General features: G+C 56.4%; 19 protein-coding genes. 14 read left to right on the top strand and 5 right to left on the bottom strand.

All coding sequences use genetic code 11. From position 1 onward, the window contains the following. Window positions 1–166: 166 nt before the first annotated feature. The 9 genes from tkt (at window position 167) to ppa (ending at window position 10093) form a co-directional block, all read left to right on the top strand. On the top strand, window positions 167–2152 hold the full coding sequence (gene tkt, locus MPQ_RS02460; RefSeq protein WP_041361963.1) for a transketolase: 1986 nt from the start codon (window positions 167–169) through the stop codon (window positions 2150–2152). Between the two features lie 74 nt (window positions 2153–2226). Next, a complete protein-coding gene (gene gap, locus MPQ_RS02465) occupies window positions 2227–3225 on the top strand; it encodes a type I glyceraldehyde-3-phosphate dehydrogenase (RefSeq protein ID WP_013441311.1) in 999 nt (332 codons plus the stop codon). Window positions 3226–3235: 10 nt separating this feature from the next. After that, entirely contained in the window at window positions 3236–4417 is a 1182-nt protein-coding gene (locus MPQ_RS02470) for a phosphoglycerate kinase (protein WP_013441312.1), read from the top strand. A 129-nt stretch (window positions 4418–4546) separates the two neighbouring features. Continuing rightward, a complete protein-coding gene (gene pyk / locus MPQ_RS02475) occupies window positions 4547–5983 on the top strand; it encodes a pyruvate kinase (protein ID WP_013441313.1) in 1437 nt (478 codons plus the stop codon). Window positions 5984–5992: 9 nt separating this feature from the next. Continuing rightward, a complete protein-coding gene (gene fba, locus MPQ_RS02480) occupies window positions 5993–7078 on the top strand; it encodes a class II fructose-bisphosphate aldolase (RefSeq protein WP_013441314.1) in 1086 nt (361 codons plus the stop codon). A 153-nt stretch (window positions 7079–7231) separates the two neighbouring features. Then, window positions 7232–7645 (top strand): phosphate-starvation-inducible protein PsiE, encoded by a 414-nt coding sequence (locus tag MPQ_RS02485; protein WP_013441315.1) that lies wholly within the window; start codon window positions 7232–7234, stop codon window positions 7643–7645. Window positions 7646–7708: 63 nt separating this feature from the next. Next, window positions 7709–8608, top strand: coding sequence for a phosphoribosylaminoimidazolesuccinocarboxamide synthase (locus tag MPQ_RS02490; RefSeq protein ID WP_013441316.1), 900 nt, complete (start codon window positions 7709–7711; stop codon window positions 8606–8608). An 83-nt stretch (window positions 8609–8691) separates the two neighbouring features. After that, window positions 8692–9522, top strand: coding sequence for a carbonic anhydrase (locus MPQ_RS02495; RefSeq protein ID WP_369750508.1), 831 nt, complete (start codon window positions 8692–8694; stop codon window positions 9520–9522). Window positions 9523–9565: 43 nt separating this feature from the next. Further along, entirely contained in the window at window positions 9566–10093 is a 528-nt protein-coding gene (gene ppa, locus MPQ_RS02500; RefSeq protein ID WP_013441318.1) for an inorganic diphosphatase, read from the top strand. Window positions 10094–10171: 78 nt separating this feature from the next. Here ppa and MPQ_RS02505 read toward each other — a convergent pair whose 3' ends face one another. Genes MPQ_RS02505 through MPQ_RS02525 form a run of 5 tightly spaced genes read right to left on the bottom strand, consistent with a single transcriptional unit; the run spans window position 10172 to window position 13709 of the window. Beyond that, entirely contained in the window at window positions 10172–10831 is a 660-nt protein-coding gene (locus MPQ_RS02505) for a uracil-DNA glycosylase (RefSeq protein WP_013441319.1), read from the bottom strand. Window positions 10832–10865: 34 nt separating this feature from the next. Next, window positions 10866–11678, bottom strand: coding sequence for an ABC transporter permease (locus tag MPQ_RS02510; RefSeq protein WP_013441320.1), 813 nt, complete (start codon window positions 11676–11678; stop codon window positions 10866–10868). Beyond that, on the bottom strand, window positions 11675–12427 hold the full coding sequence (locus MPQ_RS02515) for an ABC transporter ATP-binding protein (RefSeq protein WP_013441321.1): 753 nt from the start codon (window positions 12425–12427) through the stop codon (window positions 11675–11677). Before MPQ_RS02515 ends, MPQ_RS02510 begins: the two co-directional genes overlap by 4 nt. Window positions 12428–12440: 13 nt before the next feature. After that, window positions 12441–13232, bottom strand: a complete 792-nt coding sequence (locus MPQ_RS02520) for a sulfite exporter TauE/SafE family protein (RefSeq protein ID WP_013441322.1) — start codon at window positions 13230–13232, stop codon at window positions 12441–12443. Window positions 13233–13286: 54 nt separating this feature from the next. Continuing rightward, a complete protein-coding gene (locus tag MPQ_RS02525; protein WP_013441323.1) occupies window positions 13287–13709 on the bottom strand; it encodes a DUF721 domain-containing protein in 423 nt (140 codons plus the stop codon). A gap of 27 nt (window positions 13710–13736) precedes the next feature. On the opposite strand from MPQ_RS02525, the gene MPQ_RS02530 reads away from it, so the two are divergent. The 5 genes from MPQ_RS02530 (at window position 13737) to MPQ_RS02550 (ending at window position 19612) form a co-directional block, all read left to right on the top strand. Then, a complete protein-coding gene (locus tag MPQ_RS02530) occupies window positions 13737–14615 on the top strand; it encodes a M23 family metallopeptidase (protein ID WP_013441324.1) in 879 nt (292 codons plus the stop codon). Between the two features lie 111 nt (window positions 14616–14726). Next, on the top strand, window positions 14727–17465 hold the full coding sequence (gene secA, locus MPQ_RS02535; RefSeq protein WP_013441325.1) for a preprotein translocase subunit SecA: 2739 nt from the start codon (window positions 14727–14729) through the stop codon (window positions 17463–17465). 79 nt (window positions 17466–17544) lie between these two features. Beyond that, window positions 17545–18936 (top strand): ammonium transporter, encoded by a 1392-nt coding sequence (locus tag MPQ_RS02540; RefSeq protein WP_041362540.1) that lies wholly within the window; start codon window positions 17545–17547, stop codon window positions 18934–18936. Then, window positions 18936–19211 (top strand): hypothetical protein, encoded by a 276-nt coding sequence (locus MPQ_RS02545; protein WP_013441327.1) that lies wholly within the window; start codon window positions 18936–18938, stop codon window positions 19209–19211. Before MPQ_RS02540 ends, MPQ_RS02545 begins: the two co-directional genes overlap by 1 nt. A gap of 197 nt (window positions 19212–19408) precedes the next feature. Next, window positions 19409–19612: a DUF1289 domain-containing protein gene (locus MPQ_RS02550; RefSeq protein WP_015829397.1), complete on the top strand. Its 204-nt coding sequence runs from the start codon at window positions 19409–19411 to the stop codon at window positions 19610–19612. Window positions 19613–19641 lie beyond the last annotated feature (29 nt).

The raw sequence follows: 19641 nt of genomic DNA on the forward strand, positions 1-19641 counted from the left end.
GGGTTCTAAGGAATAATTAGGCACTGAACGCGTACCGCAGCAACAACGTTATATAGCGTTACATTCCCTGCATCAGGGGATTTCCAAAAGAATTTGAGGTAAGGCTTCTAGCCGGCTGAGACGGCCGGGTAGATGCCTTTTTTCTCTTTAACCGTGGGAGATTTTAATGGCAACTCGTGTAGATTTAGCAAACGCCATCCGTGCGCTTTCGATGGACGCCGTCCAGAAAGCCAACTCGGGGCACCCAGGCGCGCCTATGGGTATGGCGGAAATTGCAGAAGTAGTGTGGAACCACAACCTGAGCCACAACCCGACCAATCCTCAATGGGCTAACCGCGATCGCTTCGTGCTGTCCAATGGTCACGGCTCTATGCTGATTTACTCCCTGCTGCACCTGACTGGTTACGATGTTTCCATCGACGACATCAAGACATTCCGTCAATTGCATTCCAAGTGTGCAGGTCACCCTGAATACAGCTACGCTCCTGGCGTAGAAACCACCACTGGTCCTCTGGGCCAGGGTATTGCCAACGGCGTTGGTTTCGCCATGGCAGAAAAGCTGCTGGCCAGCCAGTTCAACAAGCCAGGCCACGACATCGTTGACCACTACACCTACGTGTTCCTGGGCGACGGCTGTATGATGGAAGGCGTTTCTCACGAAGCTTGTGCACTGGCCGGTACCTGGGGTCTGGGCAAGCTGATGGCTTTCTGGGATGACAACGGCATCTCCATCGACGGTCACATCGAAGGCTGGTACACCGATGACACCGCTAAGCGTTTTGAAGCATACGGCTGGCACGTTCAGTCTGTAGACGGCCATGACTCCGCTGCGATCCAGGCTGCTATCGACGCTGCCAAGAAGGTGACTGACAAGCCATCGCTGATCTGCTGCAAGACCATCATCGGCAAGGGTTCTCCAAACAAGTCCGGCAGCCATGACTGCCACGGTTCCGCACTGGGTGACGCTGAAGTGGCTGCTACTCGCGCCAACATCGGCTGGAACCACGAGCCATTCGTAATCCCTGCTGACGTATACGCAGGCTGGGATGCCAAGGCCAAGGGTGCTGCTGCCGAGTCTGCATGGGACGCCAAGTTCGATGCATACGCAAAGGCTTTCCCAGCAGAAGCCGCTGAATTCAAGCGCCGCATGGCAAATGAACTGCCAGCAAACTGGAAGGAAGCGACCACCAAGATGATCGCCGACTTCAACGAAAAGGCAGAAGGCGTTGCCAGCCGCAAGGCCTCGCAAAACGTTATCGGCGCTCTGGCTCCACTGCTGCCAGAATTCCTCGGCGGTTCCGCTGACTTGACCGGCTCCAACCTGACCAGCACTGGCAGCTTCGTGCACGTGGATGGCAAGAAGCCAGGTAACTACATCTCCTACGGTGTACGTGAATTCGGTATGGCTGCGATCATGAACGGTATGGCACTGCACGGTGGCTTGCTGCCATTCGGCGGTACTTTCCACATGTTCTCCGACTACATGAAGAACGGCATGCGTATGTCCGCGCTGATGAAGCAACGTGTTGTTTACGTGCTGACTCACGACTCTATCGGTCAAGGCGAAGACGGCCCAACTCACCAACCAGTGGAAAACACCTCCGGTCTGCGTTACATCCCACGCATGAACGTATGGCGTCCTGCTGATGCTACTGAAACTGCTGTGGCATGGGTAGCTGCTGTTGAGCGTACCGATGGTCCAACCAGCCTGGTGCTGAGCCGTCAGAATCTGCCTGGCATCAAGCACGATGCTGCGCAAATTGACCTGATCCGCAAGGGTGGTTATGTATTCTCCGACGTGTCTGGCAAGGCTGATGTGATCATCATCGCCAACGGTTCCGAACTGGATCTGGCCATCAAGGCCGCTGCTGAGCTGAATGCAGCTGGTACCAAGGTGCGTGTGGTTTCCATGCCATCTACCAACGTATTCGACGCACAAGACCAGGCTTACAAGGACAGCGTGCTGACCCCAGGCGTGAAGCGTGTTGCAGTGGAAGCTGCTCACCCTGACTTCTGGCGCAAGTATGTTGGTCTGGAAGGTGCTGTGGTCGGTATCGACACCTTCGGCGAGTCCGCTCCTGGCGGCGTGCTGATGAAGCACTTCGGTTTCACGGTTGAAAATGTTGTGAAAACCGTAAAATCCGTACTGTAATAGTGTGTAGTTAAGTCAAAGGGAGCCAGTCTAGTGTTGGCTCCCTTTTTCTTTATCAGGGAAAGGAAAGACAAATGGCAATCAGGGTTGGTATCAATGGATTTGGCCGCATTGGCCGTATGGTGTTTCGTGCAGCAGCTCAGCATTTCACCGATATTGAAGTAGTCGCGATCAATGATCTGCTGGAGCCGGACTATCTGGCATACATGCTGAAGCATGATTCCGTGCACGGCAAATTCAAGGGTGATGTCGCTGTGGAAGGCAATCATCTGGTGGTGAACGGCAAGACAATCCGCCTGACCGCCGAAAAAGATCCGGCCAACCTCAAGTGGGACGAGGCCGGTGTGGATATCGTGATCGAATGTACCGGCTTCTTCCTGACCAAGGAAACCTGCCAGAAGCATATCGATGCGGGCGCCAAAAAAGTGGTGCAATCGGCTCCTTCCAAGGACGATACCCCCATGTTTGTCTATGGTGTTAACCATGCCAGCTACCAGGGCGAAGCGATTGTGTCGGCAGCTTCCTGCACCACCAATGGCCTGGCGCCGGTTGCCAAGGTGCTGAACGATGCATTCGGCATCAAGCGTGGCCTGATGACCACGGTACACGCTGCCACGGCAACACAGAAAACCGTCGATGGCCCATCCAACAAGGATTGGCGCGGCGGCCGCGGCATTCTGGAAAACATCATTCCTTCGTCCACTGGCGCTGCCAAGGCCGTCGGCAAGGTGATTCCTGCCTTGAACAAAAAGCTGACAGGCATGGCTTTCCGTGTGCCAACCTCGGATGTATCCGTGGTGGACCTGACCGTGGAACTGGAAAAAGAGACCAGCTACGAGCAAATCTGCGCTGCGATGAAAGCCGCGGCTGAAGGCGAACTCAAGGGTGTGCTGGGCTATACCGAAGAAAAAGTGGTGTCCACCGATTTCCGTGGTGAAACCTGCCCATCGGTATTTGATGCTGATGCTGGCATTCAGCTTGACCCGACCTTTGTCAAAGTCGTGGCCTGGTACGACAACGAGTATGGCTACACCTGCAATCTGATGCGCCTGGTGCAGCACGTCGCTAAATAAGGAGCTGGGCATGAAAGTCATCAAAATGACCGACCTGGACCTTAAGGGTAAAAAGGTACTGATTCGTTCTGATCTCAATGTGCCGGTCAAGGACGGCAAAGTGACCTCGGATGCCCGCATTACCGCATCCATGGCCACTATCGAGCACGCGCTGAAGGCGGGTGCCAAGGTCATGGTGACGTCTCATCTGGGGCGTCCGGAAGAGGGCGTGTATTCCGAGGAGAACTCGCTCAAGCCGGTTGCCGATGTCATTGCTGCCAAGCTTGGCAAGCCTGTGCGCCTGATCAAGGACTGGGTGGATGGCGGCTTTGACGTGGCCGACGGTGAACTGGTGCTGCTGGAAAACTGTCGTTTTAACAAGGGCGAGAAGAAGAATCTCGACGAAACGTCACAAAAATACGCCAAGCTGTGCGATGTGTTTGTGATGGATGCCTTTGGTACCGCCCACCGCGCAGAAGCTTCCACGCATGGCGTTGCCAAGTTTGCGCCCGTGGCTGCTGCAGGCATCCTGCTGGTACAGGAACTGGATGCGCTGGGCAAAGCCCTGCTCTGTCCGGCCCGGCCTATGGTGGCGATTGTCGGTGGTTCCAAGGTGTCGACCAAGCTGACCGTGCTGGAAAGCCTGGCTGAAAAAGTGGACCAACTGGTGGTGGGCGGCGGCATTGCCAATACCTTCCTCAAGGCCACCGGACATGAAGTCGGCAAGTCCTTGTGTGAAGATGATCTGGTGCCCACAGCCAAGGCGCTGATCGACAAAATGTCCGCACGTGGTGCAGCCGTGCCGATTGCCGTGGATGTAGTTGTCGGCAAGCAATTCGACGCCAACGAGCCTGCGGTGCTGAAAGACGCGAGTGACGTGGCCGCAGACGAGATGATTTTTGATATTGGCCCGAAATCTGCTGAGGAATTGGCGGAGATCATCATGAATGCCGCCACCGTGGTCTGGAATGGCCCGGTAGGGGTGTTCGAGTTTGATCAGTTTGGTGAAGGTACCAAACGCATCGCGGAAGCCATTGCCCAGACCAAGGCGTTTACCCTGGCGGGCGGTGGCGACACCATTGCCGCGATTCAGAAGTATGATATCTATGACAAGGTGTCCTATATTTCAACGGCCGGTGGTGCTTTCCTGGAGTTTCTGGAAGGCAAGCCCCTGCCAGCAGTTGAAATTCTGGAGGCACGCGCACGCGGTTAAGCCGATACGCGGCTATTCAGTAAAAAGGGGCGCTCGCGCCCCTTTTTTTATGGGCAGCCGTTATTGGTAATATGGTTTCAGGTGGCAGCGTTTGCGGTCTGCAGACGATGGCCATTTCAGGAGGTAGCAATGGAATTACGCAGAACCAAGATCGTGGCGACGCTGGGACCGGCCTCCAGTGAGCGTGAAGTGCTGGAACGCATGCTGGATGCCGGGGTGGATGTGGTGCGACTGAATTTTTCGCATGGGCAGGCGGCAGACCATATTGCCCGGGCAGAGCTGGTGCGGGAGCTGGCGCGTGCGCGGCGACGCTCGGTAGGCGTGCTATGCGATTTGCAAGGCCCCAAAATCCGTATTGGCAAGTTTGCCGATGGCAAGATACTGCTGCGGCCCGGTGATAATTTCATTCTGGATGCAGATTGCCCCTTGGGCGATCAATCGCGCGTGGGCCTGGATTACAAAACCCTGCCACAAGAGGTCGTCACGGGCACGGTGCTGCTGCTGGACGATGGCCGTATCGTGCTCACCGTGGATTCAGTGGAAGGTAGTGCGGTCTATTGCACAGTCAAGGTAGGCGGCCTGCTATCCAATAACAAAGGCATTAATCGCTTGGGTGGGGGCCTGGCAGCCGAAGCGCTGACGGAAAAAGACCGCGAGGATATCAAGACCGCTGCTGCCCTGAGCGCCGACTATATCGCCATCTCGTTTCCGCGCAGCGGGGCGGATGTCGAACTGGCGCGACAACTGGTGCAAGAAGCAGGCGGCCATGCCCATATTGTCGCCAAGATCGAACGGGCAGAAGCGATACCCGCCCTGGAAGAGATTGTGGATGCCGCCGATGTCATCATGGTGGCGCGCGGGGATCTGGGCGTGGAAGTGGGCGACGCCGTGGTGCCCGGCTTGCAGAAACGCATGATCCGGCTGGCGCGCGCCAAGAACAAGCTGGTGATTACCGCCACGCAGATGATGGAATCCATGATCCTCAACCCCATCCCAACCCGGGCCGAGGTATCGGATGTGGCGAATGCCGTGCTGGATGGCACGGATGCGGTGATGCTGTCGGCGGAAACCGCGGCCGGCCAGTTTCCGGTGGAAGCGGTATCAGCCATGCATCGCGTATGCAAGGAAGCGGAGAAAGAATACTACGACGACAGCGTGCGACGCCTGGGACGTGATACCTTTGATGAAATCGATGAAGCGATTGCCATGGCCACCAGTTACAGCGCACGGCATTTCAACGTGAAGGCGATAGCCGCACTGACGCAGTCGGGCAAGTCGGCCATCTGGTTATCGCGTGCCAACAACAATGTGCCCATCTATGCGCTGACGCCAGAGCAAAACACGCGGCGCAAGCTGACGCTGTGCCGTGGGGTCTACCCTTATCGCATGGAGGTGGGCAGTCATGATATTGACCGTATTCTGTTTGATGCGGAAGAAGAGCTGGTCTCGCGTGGTGTGGTGACCAATGGCGATTATATTTTGCTGACCTTTGGCCAACCCATCGGTAAGGCTGGCAGCACCAACACCATGAAACTTGTCCAAGTAGGGGAACATCGCCAAAGTTAGGAGTTTGCCATGGCACTCATTACTCTCAGGCAGGCACTGGATCACGCGGCCGAATATGGCTACGCCCTGCCTGCGTTCAACGTCAATAACCTGGAGCAGATACAGGCGGTCATGCAGGCTGCCGATGCGGTGGATAGCCCGGTCATCCTGCAAGCCAGCGCGGGGGCACGTAAATACGCAGGCGAGATCTTCCTGCAGCATCTGGTGCTGGCCGCCATTGAAACCTACCCGCATATTCCTGTGGTCATGCATCAGGATCACGGTGCCTCGGCTGATGTATGTGTGCAGGCCATACGGCTGGGCTTTTCCAGTGTGATGATGGATGGCTCGCTGCGTGAAGATGCTTCTACCCCTGCGGATTTTGCCTACAACGTGGAAGTGACGCGTCGGGTAGTGGATATTGCCCATGCCGTTGGCGTGTCCGTGGAGGGCGAGCTGGGGGTGCTGGGTTCACTGGAAACCGGCATGGCGGGCGAGGAAGATGGGGTTGGTGCCGAAGGCCACCTGGACCACAGTCAGTTGCTAACTGACCCGGAAGAAGCTGCCGATTTTGTACGATTTACCAATGTGGATGCGCTGGCGATTGCCATAGGCACTTCGCATGGCGCCTATAAATTCAGCCGGCCACCCAGCGGCGATATTCTTGCCATCGAGCGCATCCGTGAGATTCATGCACGCTTGCCCAACACCCATCTTGTCATGCACGGGTCATCCTCGGTACCGCAGGAGTGGCTGCAACTGATCAATGCCCATGGTGGCGAGATTCCCGAAACCTACGGTGTCCCAGTGGAAGAGATTGTGCAGGGGATACGGCATGGCGTGCGCAAGGTGAATATTGATACCGATCTGCGCATGGCGTTTATTGGGTCGGCGCGGGAATTTCTGCATGGTGGACAGCACAATCGCGAGCTTGATCCGCGCAAGCTGCTGACGGCTGCCACGCAGGGCATGGCCAGCATCTGTCGGGCACGCTTTGAGGCATTCGGCTCAGCGGGTCAGGCATCGCGAATCCGGCCTGTGGCCTGTGCCGAGATGGCCCGCCGCTATCGGCAAGGCGAGTTAACCGCGCTGGTACAGCCTCGCCAGGGTGTGTGATGCTCGCGTAAGTGCTTGCTTATCTGCATATCGTACGGGTGTGGTTGTCATGTAAAATAGCGCTCAGGCCAGCATGGCTGGATTCATTTGATGAATCTGGCGTAGTCATGACACATAAGACAATATCAGGTAAAAACCTTGGGGAGCGCCAGCATGAAACCAAATAAATTTAGCAGCCTGGGCCAGTATGGCCTGGGCATTGTCGAGCAGATCGTATTGATCGTGATTGCACTTGCGACCGTGGTGGCGACCTATCAGCAGATTGCCCATATCTGGCAGGCCTGGGCAGTCACAGTGGGCGATTTGCTCCTGCTGTTCCTCTACCTTGAGGTCATGACCATGCTCAACCATTACCTGGGCTCGGGCAAGCTGCCAGTGCGCTATCCACTCTACATCGGCATTATTGCCTTGGCGCGCTATCTGGTACTGGATATCAAGGAGCTGGATGCCTGGCGCATTTTTGCCGTCTCGGCCTCCATCCTGCTCATTGCCATGGCGATTTTGCTGGTGCGTTACGGCCATGTGCGCTTCCCCTATACCGATGGCACGGATCTGCAATCCAAATAGGATCGTGATTTAGATAACCATGCCAGCACACCGCATTAACGCATATTGATTAAGGAATCCGTTTTGACAGCACCTCTCATGCGATCCAGCATTAACAGCCTGCCTCTGATCAATCAGGGCAAGGTCAGGGATATTTACGACATCGACGACAAGACCATGCTGCTGGTGACGACTGATCGCCTGTCGGCTTTCGATGTGATTTTGCCAACGCCGATACAGGACAAAGGCGCCGTGCTGACCCAGATTGCCAATTTCTGGTTTGATAAGCTGGGGCATATCGTGCCCAATCACCTGACCGGCATTGCCCCGGAAAGCGTGGTGTCAGACCCGGCGGAAAAAGCCCAGCTGGCGCGTCGTGCGCTGGTGGTCAAAAAACTGAAGCCGCTGCCGATCGAAGCCATTGTGCGCGGCTATCTGGTGGGTTCCGGCTGGAAAGAATACAAAGCCTCGGGCACCGTATGCGGCATCGCCCTGCCAGCAGGTTTGCAAGAAGCTTCACCATTGCCACAGCCACTGTTCACTCCATCCAGCAAAGCCGAGATGGGCGACCATGACGAAAATATCACGCTGGAAAAATGCGCCCAGCTGCTGGGCAAAGAGCTGGCCGAAAAAGTGGCCCGCATCAGCATTCAGCTGTATACCGAAGCCGCTGCCTATGCGCTGACACGCGGCATTATCATTGCCGACACCAAGTTTGAGTTTGGCCTGGATGCGGCTGGCGAGCTTTATCTGATTGATGAAGCGCTCACGCCGGATTCCTCGCGTTTCTGGCCTGCCGAGCAATACGCCGTAGGCAGCAACCCACCCAGCTTCGACAAGCAATATGTGCGCGACTGGCTCGAATCCACTGGCTGGAACAAGGTTGCGCCTGGCCCTGAGTTACCCGCTGACGTTGCGCAGAAAACCGCGGACAAGTACCGCGAAGCCTATCGCAAACTGACGGGCAGCGAGTTGCCCCGCTGAAGCAGAAGCTGAAACAGCTTGCCGCCACGCTCAAGGCCGAGTTCCAGGTCTACAAGCGTGTGCTGGCGCATCCGAAGACGCCAATGGCAGCCAAGGCATTGCTATGGTTGGCCCTGGCGTATCTGGTGATGCCGTTTGACCTGATACCTGATTTTATTCCTGTTATCGGCCAGCTCGATGAGCTGATCATCATCCCCGGTCTGGTGTACCTGGCACTTCGCCTTATCCCATCCTGGGTGGTTGAAGAGTGCCGGGCACAATTGAAGAAAGAAACCTGCATGACGGATTTTCAGAAGTTGATCGATGGTTATCGTCGTTTTCACGATAACTACTTCGTGACGGACGAGCAGCAACTGTTTGCCGAACTGAGTCAGGGCCAGAAGCCCAGCACGCTGGTGATTGCCTGTTCAGATTCCCGTGTCGATCCGGCCATCGTGCTCGATTGCAAGCCTGGCGATTTGTTTGTGGTGCGTAACGTGGCGAATCTGGTCCCGCCCTATGAGCAGGGCGGCGGTTACCACGGTGTGAGTGCGGCGCTGGAGTTTGGTGTCAGCGCCCTGGAGGTGCAACACATAATCGTGTTGGGGCATAGGCAGTGCGGCGGTATCAAGGCCCTGTTTGAAGGCATTCCAGAAGGAATGGACGGCGAATTCATCAAGCCCTGGGTCGGCATGGCGAAGCGGGCGGCCGACCGGGTCAATGCCGAGCATGGCCATGAGACGGCAGATGACAAGCTCTGCGCCTGCGAGATGGCGGCCATTGTGGTTTCGCTGGAAAACCTGCAAACATTCCCCTTCATACGCACCCGTATTGAGCAGGGGCTTATCAAGCTGCACGGCTGGTATTTCGATATCATCAACGGCGAGATGAAAGCCTATAACGCCGATCAGCTCAAATTCGAGACGCTGGTTTAAAATAACAACTGAATCACCCTATTTTTGATAAAAGGATCAAGTAATGTCACTGAACAATGTGCCAGCAGGCAAGGATATCCCCAACGATTTCAACGTCATCATCGAAATCCCGATGCGTGGCGAGCCGATCAAATTTGAAGTGGATAAAGAGTCCGGCGCGGTTTTCGTGGATCGTTTCATGGGCACTTCCATGCACTACCCCTGTAACTACGGCTACATCCCTCACACCCTGGCTGAAGATGGTGACCCGACCGATGTGCTGGTGATTACCCCTATTCCTTTGCAGCCTGGTGTGGTGATTCGTTGCCGCCCGATTGGCATGCTGACCATGGAAGACGACGGCGGCGTGGATGCCAAGGTACTGGCCGTGCCTGTTGATAAGGTCTGCCCTCAGTACAAGGATGTAAAAAGCTATCACGACATTCCTGAGTTCCAGTTGGCACCTATCTCCCACTTCTTTGAGCACTACAAGGATCTGGAAAAGGGCAAATGGGTCAAGGTGGGTGGCTGGGTGGGCACCGATGAAGCCAAGGCGGAAATCCTGGCCAGCGTGGCACGCTACAGCAAGTAATCTCTGCTTAAGCTTTCAATAAAAAACGGCGCATAAGGCGCCGTTTTTTATTGTCCGCGAGGCATGTGCCAGGCTGGCTTACCAGTGTATGGGCGTTTGCCCCCACTCGGCCAGCACGGCGTTGGTCTGGCTGAATGGTCGGCTGCCAAAAAATCCGCGGTGCGCGGAAAGCGGCGATGGGTGAACGGACTCGATGATGCGGTGCTGCGGGGCGATCAGGGATTTATGGCGTTGCGCATGGCTGCCCCAGAGGATGAATACCAGAGGCTGCTCACGCTGGCCCAGCCATGTCATCAGCTTTTCAGTAAACGCATGCCAGTAGGCCGCATGCGCGCCAGCTTCGCCGCCGCGCGTCGTTAGCGAGGCATTCAGCAGCAGCACGCCCTGCTTGCTCCAGTTGCTGAGGTTGCCGCCTTCAATATGCGCTTCGCCAATATCGCTCGCCAGCTCCTTGAGGATATTGCGCAGAGACGGCGGCGGGCGCACACCTTCAGGCACCGAAAACGCCAGGCCATGCGCCTGCTGTATGCCATGGTCTTCACCGTGATAGGGATCCTGGCCGAGAATGACGACGCGCGCCTCTTGCGGGTTTACTGCGCGCAATGCCTCAAACCATAGGCCGGGCCGCGGACGTATATCGGTTTCATCACGCAGTTGCTCGCGAATGCTGGCATATTGCTGTGCCAGTTCTGGTAATCGCTCAGCCCAGGTGGATGGGATGGTTTCAGGGGAATGCATGATGACTCCGGCAGGGCCTGTGGCGGGCTGGCGCTTATTCGCCGATTTGCAGCAGCAATCCGCGGCGGCGAGCGGCGCGGAAATAGCCCAGAAAGGCAGCGATGCCACCACCCAGATACAGAATATTCAGCAATATGGCATTGACCAGATAATGCATATTGAAGGTACCCTGCAACAGCAGCTCGCGCATGCCTTCAAACACATGGCTCGCTGGCAAGGCCCAGGCTACCGGCTGCAGCCAGTGCGGCAAAGTGGCGACAGGATAATAAATGGCGCACAAGGGCTGAATGGCAAACACCGCAATCCAGGCCACACTTTCAGCACCCAGGCCATAGCGCAAGACGATGCCGGACACCAGCAAACCCACGGCCCAGCCCATGGCGATCAGGTTGAAAAAGAAGGCGATGAGCGGCAGCCCCATGTCAAAGATGTTGTAATGGAACAGCGGAATCGCCACCAGTGCTGCACCGCCTATGCCGATCAGGGTGCGGATCAGGCTCATGACGATCAGCGCCGATACCATTTCATAAGGGCGCAGGGGGCTGACAAAAAGATGCCCCAGGTTGCGCGACCACATCTCTTCCATGAATACCAGGGCTATGCCCAGTTGACTGCGAAACAGCACATCCCACAGCAGCACCGCAGAGAGCAGAATGCCGGCAGCCTGCGCCACGTAATGGCTGTTTTCCTTGAGGAACAGGGTGATGAAGCCCCAAAGGATCATCTGCACCGTAGGCCAGTACACCATTTCCAGCACGCGCGGCCAGGAGGTGCGCATCAGATAAAGATGGCGCAGCACAATCGCGCCGATACGGCGTGGTGAATAATGGATGTCTTGTTTGCTCATTGTGGGGCGCGGTCCCGTGCGATATCGATAAAGACCTCTTCCATGGAGGTGCGGCCATAGCGCGCCAGCAGCGCATCAGGCGAGCCAGTGTCGACTACTTTGCCTGCGCGCAGCATGATCACATCGCTGCACATGCGCTCGACTTCGGTCATGTTGTGCGATGCGAGCAATATGCTGGCGCCAGTGCGTTGCTGGTATTGCTCCAGGTGCGTGCGTATGGCATCGGCGGTGTCCGGGTCCAGCGAGGCGGTCGGCTCATCCAGCAGCAGAACTTCCGGTTCATTGATCAGCGACTTTGCCAGAGAAACGCGGGTTTTCTGTCCTGCGGAGAGTTTGCCGTAAGGCCGGTCCAGCAGCTGGCTGAGGTTCATATCTTCTGCCAGTTTGGCAATGCGTTGCTTGAGCGCGGGCAGGCGATAGAGATGGCCAAATACCGTCAGGTTTTGCCGCACGGTGAGGCGCTGAGGCAAATCGACGTAAGGCGATGAGAAATTCATGCGATGCAACAGGCGGTGCCGGTGTTTCAGCATGTCTTCGCCCAGTATGCGGATATTGCCACTGCTGGGCAGCAGCAATCCCAGCAGCATGGCGATGGTGGTCGTCTTGCCCGCGCCATTGCCACCGAGTAATGCCGTGGTCACTCCGCGCCGAGCGGTGAAATCCAGTCCATTGATCGCGGTGACCTGATCGAAGTGCTTGTACAGTCCACTCACTTCAATGACGTTGTCTTTGCTGGTATCAAGGCTCATGTTGCATCCCCGCTCATATGACTTTCCACAGCATGTTGAGTCCGAGTGCCAGCAGCAGGCAGGCGAACAGGCGGCGCAGTATCGGCGTCGGCAGGCGATGTGCCAGGGCCGCGCCCCAGGGGGCGGTGATAATGCTGGCCAGTGCTATACCCGCCAGCGCAGGCAGATAAATGAAGCCCAGGCTGTTGGCAGGCAAGCCGGGCACACTCCAGCCGGTGTAGATATAGCCTATGGTCCCCGCCAGGGCAATCGGCAGGCCGATGGCGGCTGAGGTACCAATCGCGCGTTTCAAAGGTACATTGCAATAATGCAGATAGGGTACAGATACCGTGCCACCGCCTATCCCCACCAGACTGGAGATAAACCCGATAACAACGCCCATGACGCCATTCAGCCAGCGACCAGGAACCCGGCTAGCCTGATTGGGGCTGAGCTTGAACAGCATCTGGCAAGCCACGGCTGTGAGGAAAACCGCAAAAATCGCTTGCAAGGCATGGCTATGTATCTGGGCAACGATCAGGCTGCCGAGCAAGGTGCCAAGGACGATGGTGGGGGCCAGTTGCCTGACCAGGGCGAAGTCCACATTGTCCTTGCGATGATGGGCGCGCGCAGATGACAGCGAGGTAAACACAATGCTGGCGAGCGAAGTGCCCAGCGCAATGTGCATGATATGACTTTCGGGGAAACCCAGGCCTGCAAACAGATAAGCGAGGATGGATACAATGACTACGCCGCCGCCTATGCCGAAAAGGCCAGACAGCACGCCGGTTGCAGCACCTGCTGCCAGATAGTACAAAAATTCCATAGTTTGATCAGAGCTTGCGTTAAGAGATTAGTTTCAGAAGGGAGAGGGCCGGGCTTATTTTTCTGCCCGGCTGATCAGTCGGCTGAGCGCTTCCCCCAGCGGAGAGCCTTTGAGTTTCTGTGCCAGATCATCCAGGTTTTCTGCGGCTTGCGCGCTCAATGTGCGCAGTATTTTGGGTGTTTCCCGCGTGCCAGATTGCACTTGCACTTCCACCCGAATTGAAGTAACTTCAACCCCTTGCTTTTGCAGCCCACTGATTAAAGTTGGCAATAAAAGCTTCAGTCTTGCCGCAATTGCGCCGTTATGGGCATATACGGTCAAGCGCTTGTGCTTGATGACACCGGGTTGCGTATAGCGCGCCAGCTGAGCAGGCACCACAGCATTCCAGGCATTTTTAGAGGCAGTCAAACTGTCCGACAAGCTGGTCAATGCTTCGAGATTGGCATTATCTTTGAATAACGCGTTCAGCTTGCGCATGCCGATGGGCTCTCAAAGGGGAATTGCGTGAATATCATTATTGTCTCTGACACAATGGCAAAACCCAGGGTTCTCACTCTGGGGCAAGTCGTACTATTTCTGGCGCTTTTGATAGCAGGCATAGCCCTGCTCACATCCCTCCTTATTCTGCCACAGGCAGATGGCAAGCACCATGGCGTCAAGGCGCTTATTCCGGCGGCTTTGCACCTTGTTTCCCCCAATACCCAAGAACATATTGATGCCCTGGCCATGCAGCTGGGTGAATTGCAGGCGCGCATGATGCGACTGGATGCCACCAGCGAGCGGCTCTCCGGCATGGCGGGGATCTCGCCATCCACTCCTGAAGAAGCGCAGCCCGAACCTGGACGCGGCGGCCCCGAAGTACGCGCCTACGGACTGGATGTCCCGCAGTTGCAGGAGAAGATATCCGAGCTGCTGTTCGAGATGGAGCGCAAGCAGGACCAGCTGAGTGCTATTGAGGCATTCATGATGCAGCAGAGCGTGCAGAAAAATGCTTTCCCCAATGGCCATCCCGTCAATGGCGCTTATAACTCTTCAAGTTATGGTTGGCGTCTGGACCCCTTCAGCGGCAGGATGGCGTTTCATGAAGGCCTGGATTTTACCTCTGAGGTAGGTACGCCCATTTACGCGGCGGCAGGTGGCCTTGTCACGACGGCAGAGCAGACGCCCGATTATGGTAAAATCGTCAAGATTGACCATGGTGCAGGTTTTGAGACCCGATATGCCCACGCCTCAGAATTATTGGTAAAGGTGGGTGACCGGGTTGAAAAAGGCCAAATGATCGCCAGAGTAGGTACTACAGGACGTTCTACGGGTGCGCATTTGCATTTTGAAGTTCGCCTGAATGGCGCACCGCTGGATCCCAGGAAATATTTGCTGAATTAAGTCGTCCATCATGGGTGGATGCGCGTTGTTGCTGGCATTGTTACATACCCAGAAACTGTTTAAGTCAACCTAGAGGTTTCCGTCCTTGGGGCGGAAAGTTGGTGTTATTGCATGTTATCCACGCTGTTCAAGAAAATTTTCGGTAGCCGCAATGAGCGGCTGGTCAAACAATACGCACAGAATGTGCAGGTGATTAACGCGCTGGAGCCTGCATTGCAGAGCTTGAGCGATGAACAGCTGAAAGCCAAAACAGAGGAGTTCAAGCAGCGCTATCAGAATGGCGAGTCGCTTGAAAAACTGCTGCCGGAAGCATTTGCAGTAGTGCGTGAAGGCAGTCGCCGTATTCTGGGTATGCGTCACTTTGACGTGCAGTTGATCGGGGGCATGGTACTCAACGCTGGCAAGATTGCCGAAATGCGTACCGGTGAAGGTAAAACCCTGGTGGCTACATTGCCGGCCTACCTGAATGCGCTGACCGGCAAGGGCGTGCATGTCATCACCGTCAACGATTACCTGGCAAAGCGTGATGCCGAGTGGATGGCCCGCCTTTACAACTTCCTGGGCTTGACCGTCGGTATCAATCTCTCGCAGATGTCACATGATGCCAAGCAAGAGGCATATGCGGCTGACATCACCTACGGCACCAACAACGAATTCGGGTTTGACTACCTGCGCGACAACATGGTGTTCACCTCGCAGGAACGCGTGCAGCGCGGTCTCAGCTATGCGCTGATTGATGAAGTCGACTCCATCCTGATTGACGAAGCGCGTACCCCGCTGATTATTTCCGGTCAGGCCGATGACAGCATCGACCTTTATGTGCAAATGAATGGCATCGCCGCCAAGCTCAAGCGCCAGCAGGAAGAAGAGGGCGAGGGGGATTTCTGGGTGGATGAGAAATCCCATCAGGTCCTGATGTCAGAAGCCGGACATGAGCACGCCGAACAACTGCTGGCCGAGGCCGGTTTGCTGTCCGAAGGCGCCAGTCTTTACGATGCTGCCAGCATCAGCCTGGTTCACCACATGTATGCCGCCTTGCGCGCGCAATCTCTTTTCCACCGCGATCAGCACTATGTGGTGCGCGATGGCGAAATCGTGATCGTGGATGAATTCACCGGCCGCATGATGCCGGGCCGCCGCTGGTCCGATGGCTTGCATCAGGCTGTTGAAGCCAAGGAAGGCGTGGCGATCCAGAAAGAAAACCAGACGCTGGCATCCATTACCTTCCAGAATTACTTCCGCATGTACGGCAAGTTGTCCGGCATGACCGGTACTGCCGATACCGAAGCTTACGAATTCAACCAGATCTATGGTCTGGAAACCGTCGTGATCCCTACCCATCGTGGCATGCAGCGCAAAGACATGATGGACAAGGTCTACCGCACCTCAGGCGAGAAATACCGCGCCGTTATCGAAGACATCAAGGATTGCCAGAGCCGTGGGCAACCCGTGCTGGTGGGTACCACTTCGATTGAAAACTCCGAACTGATTTCGCATCTGCTGAATGAAGCCAAGCTGGAGCACCAGGTGTTGAACGCCAAGCAGCACGAGCGCGAGGCACAGATCATTGTGCAGGCGGGTCGTCCTGGCGTGATCACCATTGCGACCAACATGGCGGGTCGTGGTACCGACATCGTGCTGGGGGGCAACCCTGAGCCAGAGATTGCGCTGGTGCGCAGCGATGAAAGCCTGAGCGACGCTGACAAGGAAGCCCGTATCGCCGCCATCAAGGCCGATTGGCAGAAGCAGCATGACGCTGTGCTGGCTGCAGGTGGCCTGCACATTATTGGCACTGAGCGCCATGAATCACGCCGCGTGGATAACCAGTTGCGCGGCCGTTCTGGCCGTCAGGGTGACCCAGGTTCCAGCCGTTTCTATCTCTCTCTCGAAGACCAGTTGCTGCGTATTTTCGCTTCTGACCGCGTATCCGCCATCATGGAGCGCCTGAAAATGCCAGATGGCGAAGCGATTGAGCATCCATGGGTGACGCGCGCCATCGAGAACGCGCAGCGCAAGGTGGAAGGCCGCAACTTCGATATTCGCAAGCAGCTGCTTGAGTACGATGATGTGTCCAATGATCAGCGCAAGGTGATCTACCAGCAGCGTAACGAGTTGCTGGAAGCCGCCGATGTGGGCGAGACCATCGCCGCCATGCGTGCCGATGTGGTGAATGACACCTTTGCTTCCCATATCCCGCCAGGCACCCTCGAAGAGCAGTGGGATATTGCCGGTCTGGAGAAAGTCCTGCTGGCCGATCTGGGTCTGGATATTCCCCTGCAAAAGATGCTGGAAGAAAATCCTGACCTGCATGAAGAAACCCTGCGTGAGCATGTGCTGAATGCGGCGGAGGCGGCGTATGCTGCCAAAGAACAACAGGCCAGTGCCGATGTGATGCGCCAGTTTGAGCGCGCCGTGATGCTGCAAAGCCTTGATAACCATTGGCGCGAGCATCTGGCAGCGCTGGATCATCTGCGTCAGGGCATACACCTGCGGTCTTATGCGCAGAAAAACCCCAAGCAAGAGTACAAGCGCGAAGCCTTTGAGTTGTTTGCTGCCCTCCTGGATACCGTAAAGCGTGAAGTCACCCAGATCACCATGCTGGTGCAAGTGCGCAATGAAGCTGATGTGGAAGCCGTAGAAAAACCGGTGGAGCTGGAAAACGTGCAATACCAGCATGCTGACTTTGATGCGAGTGCCAGCGTCGGTGAGGATCCACTGGCCGTTGCGGATGTTTCCGCGACGGAAGAAAGCCAGCCCTTTGAACGCGAAGGCGTCAAGGTCGGGCGTAATGATCCATGCCCATGTGGCTCTGGCAAAAAGTACAAGCAGTGCCATGGCAAACTGAGCTGATTTATCGCGTATTGTCTGACTTGAAAAAACCCGGCTGATGGCCGGGTTTTTTTATTGGTGGCATGGCTTTTGCGTGAATATGCCTGTGAAAGAAGCGCCCGGCAGTTGTCAGTCCGGGCAAAAAGCGGAAGGCGAGGGCATATTGAGGGCAGTCAGCAGCAAGATGGCAGGGATGTCGCTGGGCATTGGCAGCTGGGTCGGCTTGATGCCAGCGGTCGCTCATGCCGCACCCACTGGCCCCGGCATGGTGCCGGTGACACAGATCAGTGCCGGGGATACGGCATGGATGCTGACGGCCACGGCTCTGGTGCTGCTGATGACCATTCCCGGCCTCGCCTTGTTTTACGCAGGCATGGTGCGCAAGAAGAATGTACTTTCGACCGCCTTCCAGAGTCTGGCGGTCACCTGCGTGGTCACCCTGGTATGGGTGGTGGTGGGCTACAGTCTGGCCTTCACGCCATCCAGTTTTTTCATTGGCGGTTTTGATCGGGTCTTGCTGCATGGCCTGGGTTTCAGCCCGGATGGGGCGGAGATCAGCGTCAGCCATATCGCTTCCAGCGTACCTGAAGCCGTGTTTGTCATGTTTCAGCTTACCTTTGCCATCATTACGCCAGCCCTGCTGACAGGCGCTTTTGCCGAGCGCATCCGCTTCCCTGCCATGCTGCTGTTTATCGCGCTCTGGAGCTTGCTGATCTATGCGCCGATTGCGCACTGGGTGTGGGAGCCAGGCGGCTGGCTGGCGGCGCAGGGCGTGCTCGATTTTGCGGGCGGTACCGTCGTGCATATCAACGCCGGTATTGCCGGTCTGGTCTGCGCCTACATGCTGGGGCCGAGGTTGGGCTATGGCCGGCTTGCTTTCCCGCCATTCAATCTTACCTATACCTTGCTCGGTGCTTCCCTGCTTTGGGTAGGCTGGTTTGGGTTTAATGCGGGCTCTGCCGTGGCGGCGGATGGGCGTGCGGCCATGGCCATGCTGGTCACGCAAGTGGCAACGGCCATGGCGGTGTTAACCTGGATGGCGCTGGAGTGGTGGGTGAAGGCACGCGCGACCTTGCTTGGCGCGTGCTCGGGCGCCGTGGCGGGTCTGGTCGCGATTACCCCCGCCTCAGGGTTTGTGGATGCAGATGGCGCGTTGATCATCGGCGTGGCGGCGGGCATTGCCTGCTATTGGGGCGCCACCGGCTTGAAGCAGGTGCTGGGTGCGGATGATGCGCTTGATGTGTTTGGCATTCATGGCATAGGCGGCATTGTGGGGGCCTTGCTGACCGGCTTGCTGGCCAATCCCGCTGTCGGTGGCATGCATGGCAACATGATCGCGCAAACCACAGGGGTGATTGCCACCCTGGTGTATAGCGGGGTGGGTACTTGGGTCATCCTGTTGCTTGTGAATCTGGTAAGTCCGCTGCGGGTGAGTGCCGAGGATGAGGAGGATGGGCTGGATATTTCCCAACATGCGGAGCGTATCATCTGATGGCGGATACTGAAAAAACAGCGATAGCTGCGCACCTCTATGTTTCCTTGCGTAGGGTTGCCAACCGCGTCATTGATATCGAGTGGATGGCGCAAAATGAAGAGTATGCCCGTGCGATCATCAAGCTCGCGGTTGAACAGGGCAATGACGAACTGGCGCGCCAGGCGCTACGCTACCAGGCCTTGCTAAATGGGGAGCAAGGCCCTGCCCGAACCGAGGCCGCCGCCCCTTCCGTCGATACTGTCAAGAAGCGCTATATCGGCACATTGCGGTAGTGTTGCCAGATCATATCTTCGGAGATGCTTGCTGCCGACAGGCTGGGTCCATGTGATTATTCAGGTGGTCTCATCTTGGCCTGCACTACCTTCTTTCCATTGCACTATCAATCCCGGCCATCTCCAGGATTTTCTGCGCCTATAGCTCGCTGCATGTTTGTTATAATCCTGAGGCTATTCTCCAGAGGTTGTTTCCCATGAGTTCTGAACCCAATTCCACCGTTGTATCCTCGCCCTGTATCGGCGTCTGTGCCATGAACGAAGAAACCGGCTTGTGCGAAGGCTGTTTTCGCACCATAGACGAGATTCGCGAGTGGTGGGATATGTCGCCCCAGCAGCGTCATGAAGTAAAAGAACGGCTGGCACAACGCCAAATCGAAATCGCCCGCTTCGACGACTAAGCCCGGTCTGCTGCCCGGCTGCTTGCGCT

The organism is Methylovorus sp. MP688 (genome assembly GCF_000183115.1).
Taxonomy (GTDB): Bacteria; Pseudomonadota; Gammaproteobacteria; order Burkholderiales; family Methylophilaceae; genus Methylovorus; species Methylovorus glucosotrophus.

Excerpts from the sequence above, each read along its gene's own strand:
- tkt (WP_041361963.1), top strand. The coding sequence starts at position 167 with ATGGCAACTCGTGTAGATTTAGCAAACGCCATCCGTGCGCTTTCGATG.
- gap (WP_013441311.1), top strand. The coding sequence starts at position 2,227 with ATGGCAATCAGGGTTGGTATCAATGGATTTGGCCGCATTGGCCGTATG.
- MPQ_RS02470 (WP_013441312.1), top strand. The coding sequence starts at position 3,236 with ATGAAAGTCATCAAAATGACCGACCTGGACCTTAAGGGTAAAAAGGTA.
- pyk (WP_013441313.1), top strand. The coding sequence starts at position 4,547 with ATGGAATTACGCAGAACCAAGATCGTGGCGACGCTGGGACCGGCCTCC.
- fba (WP_013441314.1), top strand. The coding sequence starts at position 5,993 with ATGGCACTCATTACTCTCAGGCAGGCACTGGATCACGCGGCCGAATAT.
- MPQ_RS02485 (WP_013441315.1), top strand. The coding sequence starts at position 7,232 with ATGAAACCAAATAAATTTAGCAGCCTGGGCCAGTATGGCCTGGGCATT.
- MPQ_RS02495 (WP_369750508.1), top strand. The coding sequence starts at position 8,692 with ATGGCAGCCAAGGCATTGCTATGGTTGGCCCTGGCGTATCTGGTGATG.
- ppa (WP_013441318.1), top strand. The coding sequence starts at position 9,566 with ATGTCACTGAACAATGTGCCAGCAGGCAAGGATATCCCCAACGATTTC.
- MPQ_RS02505 (WP_013441319.1), bottom strand. The coding sequence starts at position 10,831 with ATGCATTCCCCTGAAACCATCCCATCCACCTGGGCTGAGCGATTACCA.
- MPQ_RS02510 (WP_013441320.1), bottom strand. The coding sequence starts at position 11,678 with ATGAGCAAACAAGACATCCATTATTCACCACGCCGTATCGGCGCGATT.
- MPQ_RS02515 (WP_013441321.1), bottom strand. The coding sequence starts at position 12,427 with ATGAGCCTTGATACCAGCAAAGACAACGTCATTGAAGTGAGTGGACTG.
- MPQ_RS02520 (WP_013441322.1), bottom strand. The coding sequence starts at position 13,232 with ATGGAATTTTTGTACTATCTGGCAGCAGGTGCTGCAACCGGCGTGCTG.
- MPQ_RS02525 (WP_013441323.1), bottom strand. The coding sequence starts at position 13,709 with ATGCGCAAGCTGAACGCGTTATTCAAAGATAATGCCAATCTCGAAGCA.
- secA (WP_013441325.1), top strand. The coding sequence starts at position 14,727 with ATGTTATCCACGCTGTTCAAGAAAATTTTCGGTAGCCGCAATGAGCGG.
- MPQ_RS02540 (WP_041362540.1), top strand. The coding sequence starts at position 17,545 with ATGCCTGTGAAAGAAGCGCCCGGCAGTTGTCAGTCCGGGCAAAAAGCG.
- MPQ_RS02545 (WP_013441327.1), top strand. The coding sequence starts at position 18,936 with ATGGCGGATACTGAAAAAACAGCGATAGCTGCGCACCTCTATGTTTCC.
- MPQ_RS02550 (WP_015829397.1), top strand. The coding sequence starts at position 19,409 with ATGAGTTCTGAACCCAATTCCACCGTTGTATCCTCGCCCTGTATCGGC.